The organism is Geobacillus sp. ZGt-1, assembly GCF_001026865.1.
Taxonomy (GTDB): Bacteria; Bacillota; Bacilli; order Bacillales; family Anoxybacillaceae; genus Geobacillus; species Geobacillus thermoleovorans.
Window position 1 is genome coordinate 616084 of the sequence record NZ_LDPD01000023.1, and the last position, 19225, is coordinate 635308.

The 19225-nt window shown below is 54.5% G+C and carries 17 protein-coding genes; 1 reads left to right on the forward strand and 16 read right to left on the reverse strand.

Going from position 1 to position 19225, the window contains the following annotated elements:
• The 11 genes from VU18_RS20310 to VU18_RS11915 all read right to left on the reverse strand — a co-directional run.
• Window positions 1-120 (reverse strand): glyceraldehyde 3-phosphate dehydrogenase NAD-binding domain-containing protein (locus tag VU18_RS20310; RefSeq protein WP_304413653.1); only part of this gene is annotated, 120 nt, incomplete at its 3' end.
• Window positions 121-236: 116 nt separating this feature from the next.
• Window positions 237-842: a dephospho-CoA kinase gene (gene coaE, locus VU18_RS11865; protein ID WP_014196518.1), complete on the reverse strand. Its 606-nt coding sequence runs from the start codon at window positions 840-842 to the stop codon at window positions 237-239.
• A gap of 27 nt (window positions 843-869) precedes the next feature.
• Window positions 870-1694, reverse strand: coding sequence for a DNA-formamidopyrimidine glycosylase (mutM, locus tag VU18_RS11870; protein ID WP_015375584.1), 825 nt, complete (start codon window positions 1692-1694; stop codon window positions 870-872).
• A 458-nt stretch (window positions 1695-2152) separates the two neighbouring features.
• Complete coding sequence (gene polA, locus VU18_RS11875; RefSeq protein ID WP_047758145.1) at window positions 2153-4789, reverse strand: DNA polymerase I; 2637 nt, start codon at window positions 4787-4789, stop codon at window positions 2153-2155.
• 153 nt (window positions 4790-4942) lie between these two features.
• The gene (gene pnpS, locus VU18_RS11880) at window positions 4943-6691 is read right to left on the reverse strand and encodes a two-component system histidine kinase PnpS (protein WP_014196522.1); all 1749 of its coding nucleotides are present in this window, start codon (window positions 6689-6691) and stop codon (window positions 4943-4945) included.
• Window positions 6684-7391, reverse strand: a complete 708-nt coding sequence (locus tag VU18_RS11885; protein ID WP_014196523.1) for a response regulator transcription factor — start codon at window positions 7389-7391, stop codon at window positions 6684-6686. The genes pnpS and VU18_RS11885 overlap by 8 nt, the downstream gene beginning before the upstream one ends.
• A gap of 208 nt (window positions 7392-7599) precedes the next feature.
• Window positions 7600-8067 carry a MaoC/PaaZ C-terminal domain-containing protein gene (locus VU18_RS11895; RefSeq protein WP_011232207.1) on the reverse strand — a complete coding sequence of 156 codons (468 nt, stop codon included), beginning with the start codon at window positions 8065-8067 and terminating at the stop codon, window positions 7600-7602.
• Window positions 8068-8151: 84 nt separating this feature from the next.
• Window positions 8152-9090, reverse strand: a complete 939-nt coding sequence (mdh, locus tag VU18_RS11900; RefSeq protein WP_014196524.1) for a malate dehydrogenase — start codon at window positions 9088-9090, stop codon at window positions 8152-8154.
• A 26-nt stretch (window positions 9091-9116) separates the two neighbouring features.
• Window positions 9117-10388 (reverse strand): NADP-dependent isocitrate dehydrogenase, encoded by a 1272-nt coding sequence (icd, locus tag VU18_RS11905; protein WP_011232209.1) that lies wholly within the window; start codon window positions 10386-10388, stop codon window positions 9117-9119.
• A 72-nt stretch (window positions 10389-10460) separates the two neighbouring features.
• Window positions 10461-11579, reverse strand: a complete 1119-nt coding sequence (gene citZ / locus VU18_RS11910) for a citrate synthase (RefSeq protein WP_033012296.1) — start codon at window positions 11577-11579, stop codon at window positions 10461-10463.
• Between the two features lie 293 nt (window positions 11580-11872).
• Window positions 11873-12328, reverse strand: a complete 456-nt coding sequence (locus tag VU18_RS11915) for a DUF441 domain-containing protein (protein WP_011232211.1) — start codon at window positions 12326-12328, stop codon at window positions 11873-11875.
• Window positions 12329-12421: 93 nt separating this feature from the next.
• Between VU18_RS11915 and ytvI the strand changes: the two genes are divergently transcribed.
• Complete coding sequence (gene ytvI, locus VU18_RS11920) at window positions 12422-13540, forward strand: sporulation integral membrane protein YtvI (protein WP_020278095.1); 1119 nt, start codon at window positions 12422-12424, stop codon at window positions 13538-13540.
• A gap of 142 nt (window positions 13541-13682) precedes the next feature.
• On the opposite strand, the gene pyk is transcribed toward ytvI, so the two are convergent.
• From pyk to VU18_RS11945, 5 genes are all read right to left on the reverse strand, one after another.
• Window positions 13683-15446 carry a pyruvate kinase gene (pyk, locus tag VU18_RS11925; RefSeq protein WP_014196527.1) on the reverse strand — a complete coding sequence of 588 codons (1764 nt, stop codon included), beginning with the start codon at window positions 15444-15446 and terminating at the stop codon, window positions 13683-13685.
• A 27-nt stretch (window positions 15447-15473) separates the two neighbouring features.
• Window positions 15474-16433, reverse strand: coding sequence for a 6-phosphofructokinase (gene pfkA, locus VU18_RS11930; protein ID WP_011232214.1), 960 nt, complete (start codon window positions 16431-16433; stop codon window positions 15474-15476).
• Between the two features lie 179 nt (window positions 16434-16612).
• Entirely contained in the window at window positions 16613-17590 is a 978-nt protein-coding gene (accA, locus tag VU18_RS11935) for an acetyl-CoA carboxylase carboxyl transferase subunit alpha (protein ID WP_011232215.1), read from the reverse strand.
• Window positions 17575-18447: an acetyl-CoA carboxylase, carboxyltransferase subunit beta gene (gene accD, locus VU18_RS11940; protein WP_014196529.1), complete on the reverse strand. Its 873-nt coding sequence runs from the start codon at window positions 18445-18447 to the stop codon at window positions 17575-17577. Before accD ends, accA begins: the two co-directional genes overlap by 16 nt.
• A 39-nt stretch (window positions 18448-18486) precedes the next feature.
• Window positions 18487-19170, reverse strand: a complete 684-nt coding sequence (locus tag VU18_RS11945) for a FadR/GntR family transcriptional regulator (RefSeq protein WP_014196530.1) — start codon at window positions 19168-19170, stop codon at window positions 18487-18489.
• Window positions 19171-19225 lie beyond the last annotated feature (55 nt).

Sequence of the window (19225 nt, forward strand, 5' to 3'; positions counted from 1 at the left end):
CGTTTCCGGCGGATAGCTGGCGTTCACCGCCACAATGTCGAGGTCAGAGGAATTGATGGCGCGCCGGAACACCATCCGTCCGATTCGTCCGAAACCGTTAATCGCCACTTTCGCCTTCATTCACTTTGTTCTCCTCTCATATATGTTATACTATTTTCTTATATTTGTATAAATAGTATATCATATTTTTAGGAAATGTGGAGAACAAAATGACTGAAAGCGAACAAAAAAGACGCCTATTTTTCCAAGGCGTCCCATTGTTTCAAAATAGCCAACAGCTGACGGCGTGTCTCTTCCCTCGTTCCGTTATTGTTGATGACCGCGTCGGCCCGCTTCATTTTTTCCGCCAGCGGCCATTGAGCGCGAATGCGGGCGCGCGCTTCTTCCTCAGTGAACCCGTTCCGCTCCATCAGCCGGCGAAGCTGGATGTCATCGTCAACATACACGACAAGTACTTTATCGACCCAGGATGTCAATCCGCTTTCAAATAAAAGCGGAATGTCCAATACGACCGTTTTCGCCCCGGAACGGACGAGCGCTTCTTTCTCCGCGAGCATTTTCTGACGCACCGCCGGGTGAACGATGGCGTTTAGCTTTTTCCGTTCTTCTTCGTCGTTGAACACGATCGCCCCGAGTTTCGCCCGATCGATCTCTCCATTTGTCTGCAAAATGCCCGGACCGAAGGCGGCGACAATCTGACGGTAGGCGTCTTCCCCCGGTCGGACGACGGCGCGCGCCGCTTCGTCAGCATCAATGACCGGAAGGCCGAGCTCGCGCATCATCGCGCTCACCGTGCTTTTGCCGCTGGCGATCCCGCCGGTCAATCCGATCGTCAACGTCATGGAACCTCTCTCCTTTTTACACGCCGCCTAGCGCTGGCAGCGCGGGCAATAATGCGTGCCGCGGCCGGCGACGACCGTTTTTTCAATCGGCGTGCCGCATCGTTTGCACGGATTGCCTTGGCGGCCATACACGTACAAATGATGTTGAAACGTGCCGGCCTCGCCTTGCGTGTTCACATACGTGCGCACCGTGCTTCCCCCTTTCATGACCGCCTCGCCGATCGTCGCCACCATTTCCTCATGCAGGCGCTCGATCTCTTTGCTGGAGAGAGAGGCGGCCGGCCGGCCGGGAAGAATGCCGGCGCGAAACAGCGATTCGTCGACATAAATATTGCCAAACCCAGCCACGACCGTCTGATCAAGGAGCAACGCTTTGACCGACCGTTTCGTTTTCACCGCCCGCTCCGCCAATACAGCTGGGGAAAACGCCGGGGAAAGCGGCTCCGGCCCAAGCTCAGCAAGCGGCGGCCGACGGTCAGCTTCTTCTTTGGCATAAACGTGCATCGTTCCGAACTTGCGCACGTCGCGGTAACGGAGTTCGCTGCCGTCCGTGAAGCAAAACACGACGTGCGTATGCGGTTCGAGCGGCTCGAGGGCAGAAGCAACGGCGTAGCGCCCTTCCATGCGCAAATGGGAAATGAGTGCATCGCGGTCGAGCAGGAATTTCAAAAACTTCCCTCTCCGTTCCAAACCACGCACCGTCTGTCCGATCATTCTTGCCGCAAACTCCTCGGGGTCTCGCGGATGGCGGATGATGTTCGGCCAAAAGATGCGCACATCCTCAATCGTTTTTCCGACAATAAGCGGCAAAAGCGTACGACGGATCGTTTCCACCTCCGGCAATTCCGGCATGGCGATCCCCCCTTTCCTCCGTTTTCCTGCATCGTTCCCGCCGACGCTTTCGCATTGACGCCGGTTCATCCGCCGAGAGAAAGATTCTCCATGGGGCGGCAGCTGTTTCGCTCCAATTCATCGAGTTGCAGCCGAGAATCGTCGCACCGAAAGATTCTGCCTAGAAGGCCGGTGAGAAACGCTGATTTTCGCAAAATCGGTCATGTTGGTTGAGAAGGACGACTCGATGTCCCAAGGCTTCTCAACTGGAGAAGAGTCGTTGTGAAACTGCTTTTTCATTCCATCACAGGCCTTCTTAGAAGGCTGATGAAAAACAATGGATTCGCTTGATTTATGAGAAATCACAAGGAATGAAGTGATGGTGTTGCAAGGTTTTTCGAAACACTGTTGGAGAGCAGTATTTCCCCTTAAATCACCGGCCTTTTAGGGGTGCCGGCGATCCACACCAAGACTCCTTTTTATTTCGCGTCATACCACGTCGAGCCATAATGGTAATCGACTTTGAGCGGCACGCGAAGTGTGACCGCTTGCTCCATCACTTCCGGAACGAGCCGGCACAGCCGCTCCATCTCTTCTTTCGGCGCCTCCAAAATGAGCTCGTCATGCACCTGTAGCAAAAGGCGCGCTTGCAGCCGCTCTTCCTTCAGTCTGGCGTTCAGATCGATCATCGCCTTTTTAATAATGTCAGCGGCGCTCCCTTGAATCGGCGTGTTCATCGCCATCCGTTCAGCAAAGCTGCGGACGTTGAAGTTGCGGCTCGTGATATCCGGCAAATAGCGGCGCCGATGCAGCAGCGTCGTCACATACCCTTTCTGTTTTGCTTCTTGCACAATGTTTTCCATATACCGCTTCACGCCAGGGAAGCTTTCGAAGTAGCGCTCGATGAATTCAGCGGCCTCTTTGCGTGAAATATTTAAGTTTTGCGCCAAGCCGTAATCACTGATCCCGTAAACGATCCCAAAGTTGACCGCCTTCGCCTGACGGCGCATGTTGGGCGTCACTTCGTCCTCGCTCACTTGGAAAATGTCCATCGCTGTTTTCGTATGGATATCCAAATCGCGGCGGAACGCTTCCATTAAATTGTCATCTTCCGCAATATGGGCGAGGACGCGCAACTCAATTTGCGAGTAGTCGGCAGCGAAAATGAGCCAATCAGACTCCGACGGCACGAACGCTTGGCGGATTTTCCGTCCTTCCTCAAGCCGAATCGGAATGTTTTGCAAGTTCGGCTCCGTCGAGCTGAGCCGTCCGGTTTGCGTCAACGCCTGATTGAAAATCGTATGCACCTTCTTTGTATCGGGTCGCACGACTTTCAGCAATCCTTCAATATACGTCGACTGCAACTTGCCAAGCTGGCGGTAATGCAAAATGTTTTCCACGATCTCGTGATAAGGCGCAAGTTTTTCAAGCACATCCGCCGAAGTGGAGTAGCCGGTTTTCGTTTTTTTCAAGACGGGCAGCTGCAGTTTTTCAAATAAAATGACGCCGAGCTGTTTCGGTGAATTGATGTTGAATTCTTGGCCGGCGAGCTCATAAATGCGCTGCTCGACCGTGCGCAGCTGCTCGGCGAGCTCTTCGCCCATCTGTTCGAGCCGCTTCGTATCCACTTTCACTCCGGCAAATTCCATTTCCGCCAAAATCGAAGACAACGGCTGCTCGAGCTCGACGAGCAACCGATCTTGTTCGTTGCGGCGCAGCTCATCCAAAAACGGCCGTTCGAGCGCCCAAATCGCCGCCGCCTTGCGGACGAGATGCTCGGCGAGCACTGGCTCATCCGGCACGGCCCGCTTCGCCCCTTTGCCATACACCGCTTCATCCGGGCGCACCGCTTCGTATTGCTTCATTTTTGCTGCGGCAGCCACATCATCAACACCTTGCGCCGGATCAAGCAAATAGGCGGCCAGCAATAAATCAAAGGAAACGCCGCATAGCTCAATTCCTTTCCATTTCAAGGCGACTGCCGCGCGCTTTGAGTCAAACATGCTTTTTTTCTTCGTTTCATCACCAAGCCAGGCGACAAACTGCGGATCGGCAAGCGCCGTCTCCGGGCGCAGGAAAAACCGTCCATGTTCGTTGACCACAGCGATGCCGACGATCGGCGCATCATGATAATTTTCCTCGACCACTTCAACGACAAGCGCCGCCTTGTCGGCAAGCATCTCCTCCGTCACGCGGTCAGCAAGCGTAAATGCCATCTTGGCAAGCGGTTTTTCCTCTTCTGATGACGGCGATTCCATTTTCTCTAAAAACGATTGAAACCCAAGCTCTTTAAATAAAGCGACCACTTTCTCCCGGTCTTCCCCTTGATAGACGATGTCATCAAGCGAGAGCTCGACCGGGGCGTCGCGGCGAATGGCGGCGAGCTTTTTGCTTAACAGCGCCATCTCCCGGTGTTGGCGCAGCGTTTCTTTCAACTTTTCGCCTTTGATCTCGTCAATGGAGGCAAGCACGTTTTCGACCGTGCCGAATTGCTTGAGCAGCTTGACCGCCGTCTTTTCCCCGATGCCCGGCACTCCGGGAATGTTGTCCGATTTGTCGCCCATCAATCCTTTCAAATCAACGATTTGTTCCGGAGTTAAGCCGTATTTTTCGCGGACCGCCTCCGGCGTGTACGGTTCGATATCGGTAATCCCTTTTTTCGTAATGTCCACCGTCACATGGGGGGAGGCGAGCTGGGTCAGATCGCGGTCGCCGGAAATGACTTTCACCTCAAACCCTTCCTGCTCAGCGCGGGCGGCAAGCGTTCCGATAATATCGTCCGCTTCGTAGTTCTCGAGTTCATAGGCGGGGATGCGATACGCCCTCAGCAGCTCGCGCAACAGCGGAAACTGCTCCGACAGCTCCGGTGGCGTCTGCTGGCGCCCACCTTTATACTCTTGAAACGCTTCATGCCGGAACGTCGTTTTCCCGGCGTCAAACGCGACAAGCATATGAGTTGGCTCTTCTTCCGCCAAAATTTTATTCAACATCATCGTAAACCCGTAGACGGCGTTCGTATGGATGCCTTTGTCGTTATGCAAAAGCGGCAAGGCGAAAAAGGCGCGGTACGCCACGCTGCTGCCGTCGATTAAAACAAGCTTTTTTTTCAATCTCATCCCTCCTCGGATGCTTCCTTGTCCTATTGTACCATGCCTGCGGCTTGCCTTGAACGCTCTCCCACCATGATGGGAGGCGCCGATTCATCCCGTGCTCACGCTCACGCTGAAAAATGGCAGGCTTCTCAGTTGGAGATGATCAAAAGAAGCCGGCTACCGCCCCGGCTTTGGAAAATGGATCGTGAACACGGTGCCGCGCCCCACTTTGCTCGCTACGGTAATATATCCATGGTGAGCCTCAACCAAATGTTTCACAATCGCCAGGCCCAACCCCGTTCCGCCGGAATCGCGGCTGCGCGCCTTGTCGACGCGGTAAAAACGCTCAAAAATGCGCGGGATTTCTTTTTCCTCAATGCCGATTCCGGTGTCTTTCACATGGATCAGCACTTCTTTCTTCGTCTCTTCCGCCTCGACAGCGACCCGTCCGTGCTCCGGCGTATACGTGATGGCGTTGGCGAGCAAGTTCAGCAAAATTTGCTTCATCCGATTTCTGTCACCACGGATGACAAGCCCGGATGGCGATTCGATATGCAAATCAATTTGTTTTTCCGCCGCTTTTTGGCGAAACACAGCAGCCGCTTCGGCGATGACTTGAGCGATATCCACGTCTTCGAGTTGCAGCTGAAATCCGTGCTGCTCGATTTTCGACAAGTCCAACAGTTCCTCAACGAGCGTTTGCAGCCGTTCGCTTTCTTTTAAGATGATGGTCAAAAAATGTTCGAGCGCCGCTTCATCCTTCATAGCGCCATCCAATAGCGTTTCGGCGAATCCTTTGATGGACGTCACCGGCGTTTTCAATTCGTGCGAAACGTTGGCGACAAAGTCTTTGCGGATTTGCTCAAGACGCTTCAGCTCCGTAATGTCGTGAAACACGACGACAATCCCTTTCCATTCGGCGTTCGTGCCAATGATGGGAGCCCCGTATACATCGAAATGTTTCCGCTCGATGCCAATCGTCAGCCGCATATGCCGGCGCATCGTCGTCTCGGTGATGAAAATATCATCGATAAACCGGACGATGTCGCGGTGCGGCAGCACATCGGCGTACGGACGGTACAAACAATCCGACGGATCGAGATGAAACTGAGTCTGGAACGCCCGATTGATGAGAGAAATATGTCCGCGGTGGTCAATAAACAACAGACCGCTGCCGACGTTTTCAATGAGCGTGTGAAGACGATCGGTCTGAATTTCCCGCGCCCTGCTCATCTCCTGCAAATGGCGGGCCAGCCGGTTGATCGAGCGCACAAGCATCCCGGCCTCGTTATATTCACCATCGGGCACACGGGCGGCGTAATTGCCTTTTTCCAGCTCAAACGCCACTTTCGTCGCTTCTTCAATCGGCTTCATATATTGATTGGCGATTTTCCAGACGAGGGCGATGATGACAACGAGCGCCATCCCGAGGCTGCTCGTGAGCACGCCCCAAATTTGCTCGTTTACTTTTTGGAGTGAGCTCGTCGGTGTGCTTAAAACGACGTACCCGCTCCGTTCACCGCGCTCGTACGGGACGATGTAGTAATAGACGTCGTTTGTTTTTTCAATCACGGAAAAGCGGGGAAACTGCTTTTTGCGCAAAATCGCGCGGACGATGCGCTCATGGTCTTTGTCGCTGATCGCTGCGACGCGACCGCTGTCAAACCGCACCCGTTCTTCTTTATCGAGCACGGTGATGCGGGACGACAGCTCATTCCCCATTTCCTGCAAATCGGCGCGGATTTGCTCGAGCGGTTCATTTTCAAGCAAAATCGCAAGCGCTTGGGCCTCTTTTTCCATCCGTTTGTTCATCGTCTCGGCGTAAAAATCTTTCAGCAATTGCCCGAGCAAAAGCCCGAGGGCGATCAACACCGTGGCGATGAGCGTCACGAGCCAAAACAAAAGGCGGGTGCGGAAGCTATTCATGCCGCTTCGGTTCCTCCAACTTGTAGCCAAGGCCGCGCACCGTTTTAATGTACATCGGTTTTTTCGTATCGGTTTCGATCTTCTCGCGCAAGTGGCTGATATGGACGTCGACAATGCGTGTATCGCCGGCAAACTCGTAGTTCCACACGGCGCTGAGCAGCTGGTCGCGCGTCAACACCCGCCCTTTATGGCGAGCCAAATAAAGGAGCAACTCAAACTCTTTCGGCGTCAGCTCAAGCGGCTTGCCGTCGATCGTTGCTTCATAGCGTTCCGGAAAAATTTCCAGATCGCCAACAACAAGCCGCTCGCTCGATTCAGCCGCCGGCTGAACGATCTCCGTGCGGCGCAAAATCGCCTTGACGCGGGCAATGACTTCGCGCGGGCTGAACGGCTTTGTCATATAGTCGTCGGCGCCAAGCTCAAGACCAAGCACTTTGTCAAATTCATCATCGCGAGCCGTCAACATTAAAATCGGCGTCATGATTTGCTGCTGGCGAAGCCGCTTGCACACATCAACGCCGTCAAGCTTCGGCAGCATCAAGTCCAAAATAATGAGCGCCGGCTGCTCGGACGCTACTTTCACGAGCGCCTCTTCGCCATCGTGAGCGGTCACGACGTGAAATCCGGCTTTCTCCAAATTGTACGACAACAGAGTCACAATCGGCTGTTCGTCATCGACAACTAAAATTTTTCGTCCCATGCCGCTCCTCCATCCCGTCCAATGGTTTCTGCCTTTATGATACCACAATTGACGCCTTGATTCGGACAAAAAAAAGAAAAAAGGGCGTTTTCCTGCGGACAGGTTGCCCTCGGAAAACTGCCCCTCGCGTTTGGCTGGCTTCCTTTGGCGGAAAGCGGCATGAAACTCCCCCTTTGTTTCGAAGTGGGGGACTGCTTTCAACATGAGGTCAAAAGTTCTCGAGCACCCGCCCGTCTAGGCGCGGCAACGTATGCGGCGGGCAGACAGACAGCGTTCCGTCAAGCACCGTCTCCGCACCGCGCGTCGCCATGACGGACAACGTCACGCAATGGCCCGCCTCATCGACATCGGCGACTTCGAGCAAAAATTCGAGCGTTTCATAATGATAAACTGGGCGGAGAAAGCGAAGATCCTGCCGCGTAATGTAGCTGCCCGGGCCCGGCAAATATTTGGAGACCGCGGAAGTGATCATCCCCGTCAACATGACCGGCGGCACGACCGGTTTTCCAAACGGCGTCTGTGAAGCATAATCATGCTGGATATAGAGCGGATTGGCATCATCCGTCAGCCCAAGATAAAGAAGCAAGTCTTTGTCTTCGATGGCGGCTTGGAACACGAGCTTTTCCCCCGCTTGAATTTCCCCGATCCGTCTCCCGAGCTTTCGTTTTTTCAACATGTTCCCACCCCTTCGTTGTCTAGAAAGCGCTTTCATTGACTGTGGGCAAAAATCCGGGGCAATGCCCGAATTTTTGCCTCGCCGCTATTCCAGCATGCGCATGACATTTTTAACGGATTCGACGGATTTGGCGAGCGCCGCTTTTTCCTCTTCGGTCAGCTCGAGCTCGATCACTTTCTCGATGCCGTTGCCGCCGAGGATCGTCAGCACGCCCAAATAAATGCCTTCATAGCCGTATTCGCCTTCAAGGTAGGCGATCGCCGGCAAAATGCGGCGCTGGTCTTTCAAAATCGCTTCGACCATTTCGACAAGCGAGGCGGCCGGTGCGTAGTAGGCGCTGCCGTTGCCGAGCAGGTTGACGATTTCACCGCCGCCTTTGCGCGTCCGCTCAACGATGGCGTCCAAACGATCTTTCGGAATGAGTTTTTCGAGCGGAATGCCGCCGGCGTACGAGTAGCGGACGAGCGGCACCATGTCATCGCCATGGCCGCCTAAAACAAACCCAGTGACATCTTTTACCGAAATGTTCAGCTCCTCGGCGACGAACGTGCGGAAGCGCGCCGTATCCAAGACTCCCGACTGGCCGATGACGCGGTTTTTCGGGAATCCGGATTCCTTAAAGACCGTATACGTCATCGCATCGACCGGGTTCGTCAAGACGATGATGTAGCAGTTCGGCGAGTACTTGACGACTTCCTTCGTCACTTGCTTCATAATTTTTTGGTTCGTCGTCACCAAATCGTCGCGGCTCATGCCCGGCTTGCGGGCGATGCCTGCTGTGATGACGACGATGTCGGAATCGGCTGTGTCAGCGTAATCCGATGTGCCGATGATATTCGCGTCAAAGCCGAGCACCGGGCTTGCCTCGAGCATATCGAGCGCCTTCCCTTTCGTTGGGTTCTCAAGCTGCGGAATATCGACCAACACGACGTCGCCGAGCTCTTTTTGCGCCAAAAGGAACGCCGTCGTCGCCCCCGTGAATCCGGCGCCGATCACCGAGATTTTTTTCCGTTTCATCGCCATCGTTTGCCATCCCTTTCCTTCAAAGGTTAGTCCATATTGCGGATGAGCGCATCAGCAAATTCGGAGCATTTCACTTCCGTCGCCCCTTCCATCAGGCGGGCGAAGTCATACGTGACGATTTTCGCGGCGATGGTTTTCTCCATCGCTTTGATGATCAATTTCGCTGCTTCGTTCCAACCAAGATGCTCAAACATCATGACGCCCGAGAGAATGACGGACGACGGGTTGACTTTGTCAAGCCCTGCGTATTTCGGCGCCGTGCCGTGCGTCGCTTCGAAAATCGCGTGGCCGGTTTCGTAGTTGATGTTGGCCCCCGGCGCGATGCCGATGCCGCCGACTTGAGCGGCCAGCGCGTCGGAAATGTAGTCGCCGTTTAAGTTCATCGTCGCGATGACGTCAAATTCGCGCGGACGCGTCAAAATTTGTTGCAGGAAGATGTCGGCGATGACATCTTTGATAATGATTTTGCCGGACGCTTCCGCATCAGCAAGCGCTTTGTTCGCCGCTTCCTTGCCTTCCGTTTCAACGATTCGGTCGTATTGCGCCCACGTGAACACTTTGTCGGCGAATTCTTCCTCCGCCAATTCATAACCCCAGTTTTTAAACGCGCCTTCGGTGAATTTCATAATGTTTCCTTTATGAACGAGCGTCACCGACTTGCGGCCGTGTTCGATCGCGTAGTTGATCGCCGCGCGCACAAGCCGTTTCGTCCCTTGTTCGGAAATCGGTTTAATGCCGATGCCGGACGTTTCCGGGAAGCGGATTTTGCGCACGCCCATTTCGTTTTGCAAAAAGTCGATGACTTTTTTCACTTCCGGCGTGCCTTTGGCATATTCAATGCCAGCGTAGATGTCTTCCGTGTTTTCCCGGAAAATGACCATATCGGTGTCTTCCGGGCGTTTCACCGGCGACGGAACGCCTGGGAAGTAGCGAACCGGGCGCAAGCAGACAAACAGGTCGAGCTCTTGGCGGAGCGCTACGTTCAGCGAGCGGATGCCGCCGCCGACCGGCGTCGTCAACGGCCCTTTAATGGCGATTATGTATTCGCGGATCGTCTCAAGCGTTTCATCCGGAAGCCAGCTGCCCGTCAGCTTGTACGCTTTTTCACCAGCGAGCACTTCCTTCCAGACGATTTTTTTCTCACCTTTGTACGCTTTTTCCACCGCTGCTTCGAGCACGCGCGAAGCGGCCGCCCAAATGTCCGGGCCGGTTCCATCCCCCTCGATGAACGGAATGATCGGGTTGTTCGGAACGTTGAGCACACCATTTTGGACTGTAATTTTTTCTCCTTGCGTCACGAGCAAAACCCCCAATGCAGTTTTTTTATAAAAAGGCGTGAAGGCGCGCCTTCACCGCCTTGTCCACTTGTTTTAGCCGCGCTCGTCGATCGGCACGTACGCCCGCTTGCCTGGGCCGGTGTACTCAGCGCGCGGACGGATGAGACGGTTGTTGTCGTATTGTTCCAAGATGTGAGCCAACCATCCCGAGGTGCGGCTGACGGCAAAAATCGGCGTAAACAAATCATGATCGATTCCTAAACAATGGTAAACCGAGGCGGAATAAAAGTCAACGTTCGGCGGCAGCGCTTTTTCCAATGTGACGATTTCTTCAATCTTTGTCGACATTTCATACCAATGCGGCTCGCCGACGAGCTTCGTCAGTTTTTCCGACATTTTTTTCAAATGTTTGGCGCGCGGGTCGCCTTTTCGGTAAACGCGATGGCCAAAGCCCATAATTTTTTCTTTGTTGGCGAGCTTTCTGCGGATGTATGGCTCGACGTTGTCGACCGTGCCGATTTCCGTCAACATTTTCATCACCGCTTCGTTCGCCCCGCCGTGAAGCGGCCCTTTCAAGGCTCCGATCGCCGCCGTGATGCCGGAATAAATATCGGACAGCGTGGCTACGCAGACGCGCGCCGTGAACGTCGACGCGTTCAACTCGTGGTCGGCATGCAGCACGAGCGCCTTGTTGAACGCTTCCGTGGCGATGTCGTCTGGTTCTTTGCCGGTCAGCATGTACAAGAAATTGGCAGCAAAGCTCAAATCTTTGCGCGGCGCAACCGGTTCCAACCCTTTGCGCACGCGGGCGAAGGCGGTGACAATCGTCGGGATTTTCGCCTGCAGGCGAATGGCTTTCCGATAATTCGCCTCTTTCGTCATCACATCCGCCTCTTCGTCATACAAGCCGAGAAGCGATACCGCGGTGCGCAAAGCCGCCATCGGATGCACCTTGTCAATCGGATACAGCTTGAAGTGTTCAATGATTTCATTTGGAATTTCAGCGTTTTCCGCCAACTGTTTCTTTAATTCCTCAAGCTGCTCTTTCGTCGGCAGTTCGCGATGCCAAAGCAAATAAACGACTTCTTCGAAGGAAGCGTTTTCGGCTAAATCGTCAATGTCATAACCGACATACGTCAACGTGTCATCGATGATCGAACTGATGCTTGAAGTTGTGGCCACAACTCCCTCTAACCCACGGGTTACTGTCATGTTCAATCTCCCCTTCTCTTCATAAGTTCCGGCCATAACGACCGATGGCCGATGAGCGCTTGCTCGAAATGGAGGCAAAAACAAACGCGCGCGCGAAAGTGCTTACATGACGCCGACGACAACCGCCCCGTCGCAACAGCTGCACAATGCTTGGCCGAAAACTCACTCACGTTTATTATTATAAACAATTATCAGACTTTTGTCAGCTGTCACACGTCAAAAGAAATGATGATCAGGAATAAAATGGAAATCGATTCATCTCAAAACGGAGGATCCCACACACCGCCTGATGATCAAAAATATTCTACCATTTTGATGACCGTATAGGCAATGCCAGCGCCGATCAATGGACCAACCGCCACCCCATGAAACAGCGAAACCGCGAGGATGGTGCCGAATGCAAGCGCGGCGGTCATATGCGGGTCATTGGCAAGGAGCGTTACTCCATTTTTGGCGATCAAGGCGACAAAAATGCCAGATGCGAGCGCCACCCAGGCCGACAACGACTGCAGAGAGCCGACAAGCTGCCGAAAGCCGATCTCCCCAGAAGCGATGGGAGCGAGCACGGCGATCGTAATGACCGTCACTCCCCAGTTGATCCCTTTGGACTGAATGATCGGCAGCACTTTTTGATCCAAGCCGACAAGTTTGATGGCCAACAGCACAACGATGGCGACAATAAGCGACTTGTTTTTCGCAAGAAAGCCGAGCGCAAGCAACAACAATAAAAACAACACCGGTTCGTTCACGGTCGTCCGTCCTTTCCTATGAAACTTGTCTTTTTGCTTCCCCGTAAGAAAACGTGTAATATATCAATATGGAACGTCGTTGGAGGTGAAACATTGTCCCGAGTTTATGTTGATCGCTTTTTGCGCTTTTTTCTTGTCATCGCCGCTGTCGCGCTCGGCGCCATCGCTATGTACTACATCGCGACGGTGACGTATCCGTTCATCATCGCCTTTTTCATCGCGATGATCATCAACCCGCTCGTCGATGCTTTGGAGCGGAAAGCGAAAATGCCGCGCTGGCTCGCGGTCAGCGTCACGCTCATCATGTTGTTTGCCGCGGTCGCCGGCTTGGTCACGCTTCTTGTTGCCGAAATCGTTTCGGGAACGCAATATTTAGCCCGCGTCGTGCCGGAAAAATTTCAAGCATTGATCACGTACATGGAGACGTTCGTCGCCGACCAAATCATCCCGATTTACAAAGATTTGGCCGGGATGTTTAAAAGTTTAAGCGCCACCCAACAGGATACGATTATGCAAAACATTCAAGCCGTCGGAAAAAAAATTGGGACGACGGTTGGTGAATTTGTCCAGAGCATCCTGCAAAACATTCCGCAGCTTCTCGCCTGGCTGCCGAATGCCGCGACCGTGTTTATTTTTTCGCTGTTGGCGACGTTTTTCATCAGCAAAGACTGGCACCGTCTGATGCGCATGGCGCAGCAATGGCTGCCGACGAAAGCCCGCACAAGCGGAAAAACGGTGTTTCTTGATTTAAAGCGGGCGCTGTTTGGCTTTATCAAAGCGCAGGCGACGCTCATTTCGATTACGACGGTCATCGTGTTGATCGGCTTGCTTATTTTGCGCGTCGATTACGCCATTACGATCGCATTGATCATCGGGTTCGTCGATCTTTTGCCATATTTGGGAACGGGGATTGTATTTGTTCCTTGGATCATTTACACCATGGCTAGCGGCGACATTCCGTTTGCCATCGGATTGGGCGTGCTGTATGTCGTCGTCCTCGTCCAACGGCAAATCATGGAGCCGAAAGTGCTTTCTTCAACGATCGGCCTCGATCCGCTCGCGACGCTCATCGCCTTGTTCGTCGGCTTCAAACTGCTCGGCTTTCTCGGCTTGATTGCCGGCCCCGTCGCGCTTGTCATCATCCGCACGCTCCATAGCGCCAATGTTTTTCGTGATCTTTGGCGCTTTATTATCGGCAAGCCGGCCACGTAATCGAAGGGAGCTGTCTCAAAAGCTCGGCTTTCTATAATAGGAATACAATCTTTCGTTTCACAAAGATGTTTAATGGGTATATAGGACGATGCGAAAGGGTGTCCCGCTGCTTTTGGGACACCCTGTTTTGCTGCAACGTCCGTTACAACACGCTCGCATGGCCGCGGTAGACGGCGCCAAAGCCGCCATCGACCGTGATCTCTTGCCCATCTTTAAACAAGCTTGTGGCATTTTCCACCCCGACGACGACCGGAATGCCAAGGCTTAAGCCGACGACCGCCGCATGGCTCGTCAACCCGCCTTCCTCGGTGATGATCGCCGCCGCTTTTTCGATCGCCGGCATCATATCGGCATCGGTGCTGATGGTGACTAAAATGCCGCCCTCTACCATTTTTCGGCACGCCTCTTCTGCCGTTTTGGCGACGACCGCCTTGCCGAATGCCGACTTGCGGCCGATGCCTTGCCCTTTGGCAAGCAAGTCGCTGATGACGTGCACTTTCATTAAGTTCGTCGATCCCGTTTCGCCGACCGGCACGCCGGCCGTGATGACGACCAAGTCGCCGTGCTTCACCAAGCCGGAGCGCACTGCTGCGTCGACCGCCACATCGAGCATTTCATCGGTTGTATTGACATGCGGTGCTTCTTTCGTATACACGCCCCAAATGAGCGCCAGCCGCCGCGAGACCGCTTCGTTTGATGTCACCGCGATGATCGGGGCTTTCGGGCGGTATTTCGCCACCATCTGCGGCGTTTTTCCGCTCACCGTCGGCGTCACGATCGCCGCGACATCCAAATTGAGCGCTGTGTGGGCGACCGATTGGCCGATGGCATCGGTGATCGTCGTTCGGCTCTCTTTCGTGCGCTGGGACAAAATGTCGCGATGCTCCAACGCCTGCTCGGTGCGGAGCGCGATTTGGTGCATCGTCCTTACCGCTTCGACCGGATACTGGCCGGCTGCGGTTTCTCCGGAAAGCATGACGGCGTCGGTGCCGTCAAAAATGGCGTTGGCGACATCGCTCGCCTCAGCCCGCGTCGGCCGCGGATTGCGCTGCATCGAGTCGAGCATTTGCGTCGCCGTGATGACCGGTTTGCCAAGCATGTTGCACTTTTTAATGAGCATTTTTTGAATGAGAGGCACTTCCTCAGCCGGAATCTCAACGCCAAGGTCGCCGCGCGCCACCATGAGGCCATCGGCGGCTTCCAAAATTTCATCGATGTTGGCGACGCCTTCTTCATTTTCAATTTTCGCGATAATTTGGATATGTAAGGCGTCATTCGCCTCGAGCAGCTCGCGGATTTCGAGCACATCAGACGCCCGTCGCACAAACGAGGCGGCGATGAAGTCGATGCCTTGGCGGATGCCAAATAAAATATCGGCTCGGTCCTTCTCGGTGATGCCCGGCAAATTGACACGCACGCCGGGGACATTGACCCCTTTTTTGTTTTTGAGCACACCGCTGTTTAAGACGGTCGTGACAATTTCTCCAGCTTGCTTGTCGACCGCGTTGACTTCAAGGCCGATCAACCCGTCGTCCAGCAAAATTTTCGAACCAACGGACACATCATCGATCAGCCCCGGATAGGTGACAGAAATTTTTTCCGGCGTGCCGAGCACTTCGCTCATCGAAATGATGAGCTTTGCCCCTTCCTTCAGTTCGACGGCGCCGTTCTCCATATTGTGCGTGCGGATTTCCGGGCCTTTCGTATCGAGCAAAATGGCGACCGTTTGGCCCGTCCGCCTCGCCGCCTCGCGAATGTTGGCGATGCGCCGCCCGTGTTCCTCATGATCTCCGTGCGAAAAGTTGAGGCGCGCCACGTTCATCCCCGCTTCGATCAATTGCACGAGCTTGTCTACGCTCTCGCTTGCCGGCCCGATCGTACAGACGATTTTCGTTTTCCGCTTCATCACTTCTTCTTCCTTTCCCCTCGGGAATTAAATCGACAGCTCTTTCGACAATGTATACATCCGCTGATCGACCGTATGTGTTTTCGCCAACGCTTCGGCAATGTCATGGTCAACGATTTGGTTGTTTTGAATGCCAACGCAGCGGCCGCCTTTGCCTTCAAGGAGCAGCTCGACCGCACGGGCGCCGAGGCGGCTCGCTAACACGCGGTCAAACGCCGTCGGCGATCCGCCGCGCTGCACGTGGCCAAGCACCGTCACGCGCGTCTCAAAGCCGGTCGCCTCTTGAATTTGCCGGCCGAAGTCGACGCCGCTGCCGACTCCCTCGGCGACGATGATGATGCTGTGTTTTTTGCCGCGTTCATGGCCGCGCTTCAAGCGAGCGATGATGTCGTCCATGTCGTAGTCCGCTTCCGGAATCAAAATCGTCTCCGCCCCTCCGGCAAGCCCCGACCATAGCGCAATATCGCCGGCATGGCGGCCCATCACTTCGACGACGTACGTCCGCTCATGCGACGTCGCCGTGTCGCGGATTTTGTCAATGGCGTCAATGACCGTATTGAGCGCGGTGTCAAAACCGATCGTAAAATCGGTGCCTGGAATGTCGTTGTCGATCGTCCCGGGCACGCCGACGCACGGGAAGCCGTGCTCCGTCAATTTTTTCGCCCCTTGATACGACCCGTCGCCGCCGATGACGACCAGCCCTTCAATGCCGTGCTTTTTCAGCTGCTCGATCCCCTTTTTCTGTCCTTCTTCCGTCTTAAACTCCGGGCAGCGCGCGGTATAAAGGATGGTGCCGCCGCGATGGATGATGTCCCCGACGTCCCCGACTTCCAGTTTTTTGATATTGCCGGCGATCAACCCGGCATACCCGTGGTAGATTCCGTACACTTCCACCCCATGGTAAATCGCTTTGCGGACGACAGCGCGAATGGCCGCATTCATGCCCGGCGAGTCGCCGCCGCTTGTCAACACACCAATCCGTTTCATCATTTCCACCTCGTTTGCATCGAATTGCACACGTCCGACCTCATACGTCTTCTTGAACATCCCTAATGTACCATGAACAACAGCGGAACACAATATAGAAGCGATCGCTGAAACGGCTTACAAAAGTGGATTTTTTCACGATAGAACAAAGCTGTCCCACGACGGAGACAGCTTTTTCCTTATCTTGCCCGAATCGTTTCCGGCAAAAACGACACTTGGCCCATTTGTTTAAATTTTTCATAGCGCTGCCGGACGAGCTCTTCGCCGTCAAGCGCCAACAGCTGTTTGAGCGAACGGCGCAGCACGCGGTCAATTTCTTTTGCCTGCTCGTCGGCGTTGCGATGAGCGCCGCCTTTGACTTCTGGAATGATTTCATCGATGACGCCGAGCGCCTTTAAGTCATGAGCGGTGATTTTCATCGTTTCCGCCGCCCGCTGCGCCAATGAGGCGTCTTTCCACAAAATCGCCGCCGCCCCTTCCGGCGAGATGACCGAGTACGTCGAGTTTTCAAGCATATGGATATGATTGCCGACGCCAAGGGCAAGCGCCCCGCCGCTTCCGCCCTCTCCGATGACGATGCAGACGACAGGCACCGTGAGCCCAGCCATTTCAAACAAGTTGCGGGCGATCGCCTCGCTTTGCCCGCGCTCTTCGGCCGCTTTGCCCGGGTAGGCGCCTTTCGTGTCGATAAAGCAGATGATCGGCCGCGAAAACTTTTCTGCCTGCTTCATGAGCCGCAACGCCTTCCGGTATCCTTCCGGATGCGGCATGCCAAAGTTGCGGCGCAAGTTTTCTTTCGTATCTTTGCCGCGCTGATGACCGATGACCGTCACGGGGAGTCCGTCGTATTTGGCGATGCCGCCGACGATCGCCTCGTCATCGCCAAAGCAGCGGTCGCCGTGGCACTCAAGAAAGTTCGTAAACAACCGCTCGATGTAATCGAGCGTCGTCGGCCGCTGCGGGTGGCGGGCGATTTGCACGCGGTCCCACGGCGTCAAATTCGCATAAATCTCGTTTTCCAGCTTGGCGAGGCGCGCCTCAAGCTTTTCGATTTCCGCCGATAAATCGACGTCCGCCGTTTTCATGAACTCTTTCAACTCTTGAATTTTGCGGCGCAGCTCGACAAGCGGCTTTTCGAATTCTAATTCCGCCACCATCCCTCTTCCCCTCCTTTTTGATGAAGATCCAAGACGACCGCAAGCGTTTCTTTCAGCTCGTGGCGGTGAATGACGGCATCAAGCTGCCCGTGCTTCAGCAAAAACTCCGCCGTCTGGAAATCGTTCGGCAGCTCTTCGCGCACCGTCTGCTCGATGACGCGGCGGCCGGCAAAACCAATGAGCGCCCCCGGCTCGGCAAAGTTATAATCCCCAAGCGAGGCGAAACTCGCCGATACACCGCCGGTCGTCGGGTGGGTCATGACGGAGATGAACAAGCCGCCGTCGTTGCTGAACCGTTTGAGCGCCGCGCTTGTTTTCGCCATTTGCATGAGGCTCAACACCCCTTCCTGCATGCGGGCGCCGCCGGAAGCGGTGAAAATGAGAAACGGCATCTGCTGTTTGTGCGCCCGTTCGACGGCGCGGGTGATTTTTTCGCCGACGACCGAGCCCATGCTGCCCATGCGAAACGATGAATCCATGACAGCAATGACGAGCGGATGGCCGTCAAGCGCCCCTTCGCCGGTGACGACCGCCTCGTTCAGCCCTGACTTGCGCCGGTCTTCTTCCAGTTTTTCGATGTAGCCCGGAAAGCCGAGCGGATTGACCGAGATCATATCGGCGTCATACTCGCGGAAGCTGCCGTCATCAAGAAGGCTTGCAATCCGTTCACGCGCCGGCATCGGATGATGGTAGCCGCAGCTTAGGCAAACGCGCAAATTTTTGATCAACTCTTTTGTATACATAATTTTCTTGCATTGCGGACATTTCGTCATCACGCCTTCCGGCACTTCATGCCTCGCTTGTTCTGAAGGCAGCGGTGCATACTTTTTCTTTTTCACAAACAAGTCTTTCCACACGAGGGAGCCCCTCCTTTGCGTTTTCGCCTCTCTACTACTTTATCGAAAATGGACATCATTGTTTGTCAAACGATGTCCGGCCTGTTTCGACAACGGCGAAGGCCGTTGCGCCTCCCAAACGGCGACAGTCTCCGCCGGATCTTGCCTTTCCAAAGCGGCAAGCAACTGTTCATAACCGGCGTCGGCAAGGGGCGGCTCGGGCGCAAATGAAGCGGCAAACCCCGACAGCACCCGCCAAATGCGGGCGAGCAAAACATTGCCAGCTGCTTCCACCACCGTCTCGAAAAACCGCGCGAAATCAATCGGTTTTTGACGAACGATTTTTTTCAACTCGTCTACGTCCTCCGCGCTCCGGCGCCGACACGCAAGGGCAAGCAACAGGCGCTCGATGAGCCATTTTGTTTCCGCCAAATCGGCCTTCGCCCGTTCGTTTTCCAACAAAAACATCGCCAACAGGTCGATCAGCTGGTGGCTGCCGACCTCACGCCTATACCTCCCCTCGCCGCGCCGCGTTTCAATCAAGCCGAGAAATTCAAGCGCCCGCAACGCCTCGCGCACCGATGAACGCCCGACGCCGAGCCGTTCGGCCAGCTCGCGCTCCGACGGCAGCTTGTCGCCAGGGGCTAAGTTGTCTTCCGCCATCATGCGGCGGATATGTTTTAACGTCTCGGCATACACGTTCTCCTCTTTGATACAATGACCCCTCTCCTTCGCTTCATCCACTGGTCTGACCACCTAATGGTTATACGATATAACAAAATAATGAAATAGTAAAGAG